Annotated in this window: 3 protein-coding genes and 1 pseudogene; all 4 read left to right on the top strand. The window is 58.2% G+C overall.

The genetic code is table 11. The features are described from left to right. The coding region (locus tag AP428_RS29545; RefSeq protein WP_156349359.1) for an alpha/beta fold hydrolase at positions 1–2,105 on the top strand (2,105 nt) is incomplete at its 5' end. Positions 2,106–2,202: 97 nt separating this feature from the next. Beyond that, positions 2,203–3,498, top strand: a complete 1,296-nt coding sequence (locus AP428_RS29550; protein WP_227745878.1) for an MFS transporter — start codon at positions 2,203–2,205, stop codon at positions 3,496–3,498. A 146-nt stretch (positions 3,499–3,644) separates the two neighbouring features. Further along, the gene (locus AP428_RS29555; RefSeq protein ID WP_227745877.1) at positions 3,645–4,439 is read left to right on the top strand and encodes a TylF/MycF/NovP-related O-methyltransferase; all 795 of its coding nucleotides are present in this window, start codon (positions 3,645–3,647) and stop codon (positions 4,437–4,439) included. Next, positions 4,429–5,274: pseudogene (locus AP428_RS29560) on the top strand (tyrosine-type recombinase/integrase); the annotation flags it as partial. The gene AP428_RS29555 and the pseudogene AP428_RS29560, both read left to right, overlap by 11 nt. Position 5,275 lies beyond the last annotated feature (1 nt).

Raw genomic sequence — 5,275 nt, forward strand, 5'->3', positions numbered from 1 at the left:
CTGCGGCCCTGCGCGACCAACTCGCCACCCGGCTACCCGACTATATGGTGCCCAGCGCCTTCGTCACGCTCGACGCCTTCCCCTTGACCCCGAATGGCAAACTCGATCGCCACGCCCTGCCCGCACCCGACGCCAACGCCATCGCCACACGCGAATATGCCGCCCCACAAGGCGAGATCGAAACCACCATTGCACAAATCTGGCAGTCGCTCCTCGGCATCGAGCGCGTCGGACGCCACGACGACTTCTTCGGCCTGGGCGGACATTCACTGCTTGCCGTACAGATGGTGTCGCGCCTGCGGCAAGCTCTGGGGGTCGAGATCGCCCTGCGCGAGCTCTTCGTGCAGACAACGCTCAACAAATTCTCCTCGGCTGTACTGAATCATCTTCGCTCGGAACTCGCAGATTCGAACTTGGTTGCGGTTCGCAGTCACGGTAACAGGCCTCCCATCTTCCTCGTCCACCCGATCGAAGGCGAAATCGGGTACGCCCGCGAATTGGCGGCCTGCCTCGACTCGGAGCGACCCGTTTACGCGTTGGCGGCGACGGGACTATTGAAAGGCGAGGCCCCACTGGCCAGCATTCCCGCCATGGCAGCGCGTTATGTAGCTACCATTCGCAAGGTTCAACCACAGGGGCCATATCACCTAGCAGGCTGGTCAGCGGGTGGAACCATCGCGTATGAGATGGCACGCCAATTGATCGGCGCCGATGAATGCGTCGCGTTTCTTGGATTGATTGACACTCGCGCCGACTATCGCAGTGCAAATGATGAAGGCACGATCTCCGCAAGCCCCTCACGCATGACAGAAGCGGAAATGCTTATTGATTTGGCATCCTCCCTCATGTCGTCTCAAGAGCTCGTCGCGTTACAAAAGCTCGCCGCGGCTAATCGGATTGAGGAGATGTTGCGTCGCTGTCAGGAGGCAGGCGCTATCGCTACCGACATCGACATCGATATCCTGCGGCGCCATCTGGGACTGCGTCACGCGACCAAGAACGCGCTTTTGGCGTACAGACCGCAGGCGCTATCGGTAAAGGTGAGCTTGTTCACGGCTGACGAGCCAGCAAGGATCGATCCCCTATTGGGATGGGCATCATTGCCGGAGGTCGAGCTTCGTCACGTTCCGATAGGAGGCACCCATCAAAGCATCGTCACGCATCCACACGTGAAACGGCTGGGCGCTGAGGTGGACCAAGCGCTCCTCGCGTCGCCGGATGTGAGCAATGACACTCCCGAACTGCGTTATTCGCCGCGGATTACCATCCAGAACGGTCACCGTGCCGCGGTGCCCCTCTTTTTTGTACCAGGTGCCGGTGCAAGCGTGACGACCTTCTTCGAGCTGACGCAGGCACTCGACCTCGATATACCTATTTACGGGTTACAGCCGCGCGGCCTCGACGGCACGTTGGTACCGCATATAGACGTGCAGTCCGCAGCCCGCTCGTATATCAAGGCTGTGCGAGATGTAGCACCTGACGGCCAATGCCATCTCGTAGGTCATTCATATGGCGGATGGATCGCGCTGGATATGGGAATTCGACTAAAGCAGGCAGGCGTTCAAGTTGGCGCGCTCGTACTGCTCGATTCCGATGTGCCCGGCTCGACACTAAGGCAGAACATCGGCGACTCCGAAGTCGATATTCTGATTTGCTTGATTCGCCACTTTGAAATGAGCGCGCAGCGATCACTGAATCTGCGTCACCAGGATTTGGAGGGGTTGAGCGAAGCAGCGCAGCTGGAGCTTTTGCTGGCGAGACTAGTGGACGCGAAAATTTTGCCTCGCCAAACCCGGCTACAGAGCCTCCGGGGAATTGTCCGGGTGTTCCGAAGCAACTTGAATTCGCACTATGCGCCGAGCTTGCCGTATACGGACGACGTTCATCTCGTGACCGCGACTCATGACGGCGCAACGCCACCGCAGAACGACGAGGAACCGGCGTTGGTGGCTCGGTGGCGGAGCTACGCTCCCAAGCTCGAGGTGTGGCGCAGTTCGGGAAATCACATGACCTTGCTGGACACGCCACACGTAAAGCGCTTGTCCGACTGGCTGCGGCAATTGGTTGAGAAGAGACCGCTTCCCGTCTCTTCGATGCTCAAATAGTCGGTGCCAGCGATTACAGCGTCGCAATCGACCCCACACAACTCCGGCCGAAATCGGATACGGGCAACACAGTGAAAACCTCAATTTCGGAGAAAAGATGGCACTGAAATTTGGCGCTCTCAAGGGTGTAGATCCAGGGCTGCGCACAATGCTCGTCAGCGAAGTGCTGACAACACTAGCGCAAATGATCGGCCTTATCGCCATTCCATGGTGGATCGCCCAAAAGGGCGGCGCGCAAGATCTTGTGACTTACGGTATAGCTGTTGCCGTGGTCACATTCGTATCGCAACCGCTTATCGCGCCACTTAGCGAGCGCTACGCGAAGCGAAGCCAATTGATTTGGGGCATTGCCGCCATGGCGATCACAGGGGTGCTATTCGGCGCGGTCGCGACTATCGACGGCTACGCCATTAAAGTCGTAGTTGTCGTCAGCCTTGCCGCAGTCGTGGCCAACGCATTTGTCGGCGGCGCATCCGCTGCGATTACTCCTGAACTGGTGCCACCGGCGAAACTTCCCGAAGCATTGGCGCTTCGCAAGCGCGCCGCCTCCGCTGGCCGACTAATCGGCCCCCTCGTAGGGGGCGGCCTGCTGGCCACCATAGGCACGGCAGGGACGTTTTGGGTGTACTTCAGCCTGCTTGCGCTTTCCACATTGATCCTTCGCAAGCTGCCGCCGCCAGCAATCGAAGAGAGCAGTTCCACAACAGCAGGAGTGGCTCGTTGGTGGACAGAGTTCCGGGCCGGGATGAAAGCCAAGTGGGCCGTACCGCTGGAGCGTGGCTGGACGCTCGTCAATTTTCTGGTGTGGATATTCATTGGCCCGGCGTTCAACCTCTTTGTACCTCTGAAAGTAAGTTCCCTCGGCCTTTCGAGCACATGGATGGGAGCGTGCGAAGCCAGTATCTCGGTCGGCATGTTGTTGGGTAGCTTCGGCATCTCGGGTTATCTGGTGCAACACTTCGGTCGCTACCGCGTGCGAGTGTGCGCTGCGGTTTCGGAGGGGCTGATTCTGTCCATCATCGGCACTGCGCACGAGCCCTGGCTTCTAATCCTGGTATTCGGTTGTGCCGGTTTCGCCAATACCGTCATGGTGTTGGTCGGTTCAACCCACCGCACGCTTGCTATTCCGAAGGAATTCAGAGTACGAATGACCTCGGTCAATGGCATGAGCACCCAAGTTGCCAGTGCGCTGGGGCCCGCTATCGCCGGCATTGCCTTGTCCCATTGGGCGTTGCCCAAAGTTTACACGGGCTTCTGCCTGTTGGCGTCCCTGATGGCGGTCGGCTTCGTGCTGATACCAAGGTCGCGCGAATTCTTCGGGCTCGATCACGATCAGGTAGTCGATTGGTACCGACGGGAGTATCCCGATGGATTCAATACAAGTGGCACGTGAGCGCACGTCGGGCTATAAGAAGACGAACCATTGGACGCGAACCGAATCGATTCCTAAATTGATAGACAGCAATTCGGCATTTTTTCACATAACCTTGCATCACCAGCCAACATCACTTTTTTATAACCCCTTAATTGCTAAAAATCATGACGCAGACCTACGGTGAATCCGATCAAGCTCAGGCAAGAAAAATGCAGAATGGCGAAATTACAATTCGCCCGCAGAAAAGCACCGAAGCCATTGCAAAGCTGCACTCCTTTTCCCAGGAGCTGCTTCCTCAATATGGCGGCATGTGGGGTACGCACAACCTCGTAACAATGCCGAGATCCGCCTTTACCAGGGTCATTTACTATAATGATCTATACCAAAAGATAATTAATGTTCCTGGTGTTATTTGCGAGTTTGGTGTTCAGTGGGGTGCGACCTTGACGCTGCTGAATAATTTGCGCGGAACGCACGAGCCGTTTAACGCTTCACGCAAAATATTTGGTTTCGACACTTTTGATGGCTTTGCCGAGGTCGACATCAAGGACGGTGTGTGGCCAAAAGTCGGTGATTATAAGTCCCTGCCGGGGTATGAAGAGACGCTCGAAGAAATCCTGACCACTCACGAGTCCCTCGCTCCGTTGAGTCACCTTAAGAAATTCGAGCTCGTCAAGGGTGACGCTTCCACGACCATCGATAAGTGGCTGACTGAGCATCCTTACGCGGTGATATCCATGGCAATCTTTGATATGGACGTCTACAAGCCGACAAAGGACGTTCTCGAAAAAATCATTCCGAGACTTACCAAGGGATCGCTGCTTGTCTTTGACGAATTCAATTGCGAGTACTTTCCTGGCGAAACGATCGCCGTTCAGGAGGTGCTTGGTTTCAACAATATAAAGCTCAGACATTCCCCGTATCAAAGTTACGGCGCGTGGGCGGTGTTTGGCGAATAGCCCAACAGCCTATGCGCTGGCCGTCCTGCGCGCGCTCTTCAGGTGGTTGGTCGGCCAGCACTATGTCGTGCTCAATCCGTTTGCGGGGGTGACCGTCCGCGGCGGCGCAACGCGCGCGCCGTTCGATACCGGGCGGGCGTTGACTGACCGGGAGTGGCGGGTCGTGCGAACTGCAGCCGACCAGCTCGAGCGGACCGGCTGGAGCGCCCCGGCTGCCGAGCGGCTGCGGTTTGTGCTCGACTTCGGCTACGCGACCGGCCTGCGCGTGCAGGAACTGGTGGCCGCAACGCTGGGCGACATCGCGACGGACGCCCATGAGACGTTATGGCTCGAGGTAATGGGAAAAGGGGCAAAATCGGAGCGCGTGGCCCTGCCACCGCTCGCGCGGGACGCACTTCGGCGCACGCTGAAGGCACGGGGTCTGCCGGTCACACGCACCCAATGGCAGCCGGCCACTCCGTTGGTCGCCGACCTCAATGTGGTCCATCGTGCAGCACGCCCTGGCGGCGCCCACATCAGTGCGACGCGGTTGCGGCAGGTATTAGGTGAGTTCTTTCGGGAGACCGCCGAACGCGTGAACATCCGCCATCCAGCGCTGGCCGACAAGCTTCGGCGCGCGAGCCCGCACTGGCTGCGCCATACGCACGCCACGCATGCGCTGGACGCCGGCGTCGAACTGGTTGTGGTACGGGACAATCTGCGCCATGCATCGGTGGCGACCACGTCGACCCATCTTCATGGAGAAGAGGCAAAACGCGCGCGCCAGTTTAGCGCAGCCTTCCAACGTCAGGCACGCCGATCACCTCGTCGAGACGCGTCCGGCGCGACCAGATAAC

Source organism: Burkholderia sp. E168m22, assembly GCF_001319805.1.
GTDB lineage: Bacteria > Pseudomonadota > Gammaproteobacteria > Burkholderiales > Burkholderiaceae > Burkholderia > Burkholderia orbicola.

Bases quoted from the DNA above. Each gene is read 5' to 3' on its own strand.
- AP428_RS29550 (WP_227745878.1), top strand. From the start codon at position 2,203: ATGGCACTGAAATTTGGCGCTCTCAAGGGTGTAGATCCAGGGCTGCGC.
- AP428_RS29555 (WP_227745877.1), top strand. From the start codon at position 3,645: ATGACGCAGACCTACGGTGAATCCGATCAAGCTCAGGCAAGAAAAATG.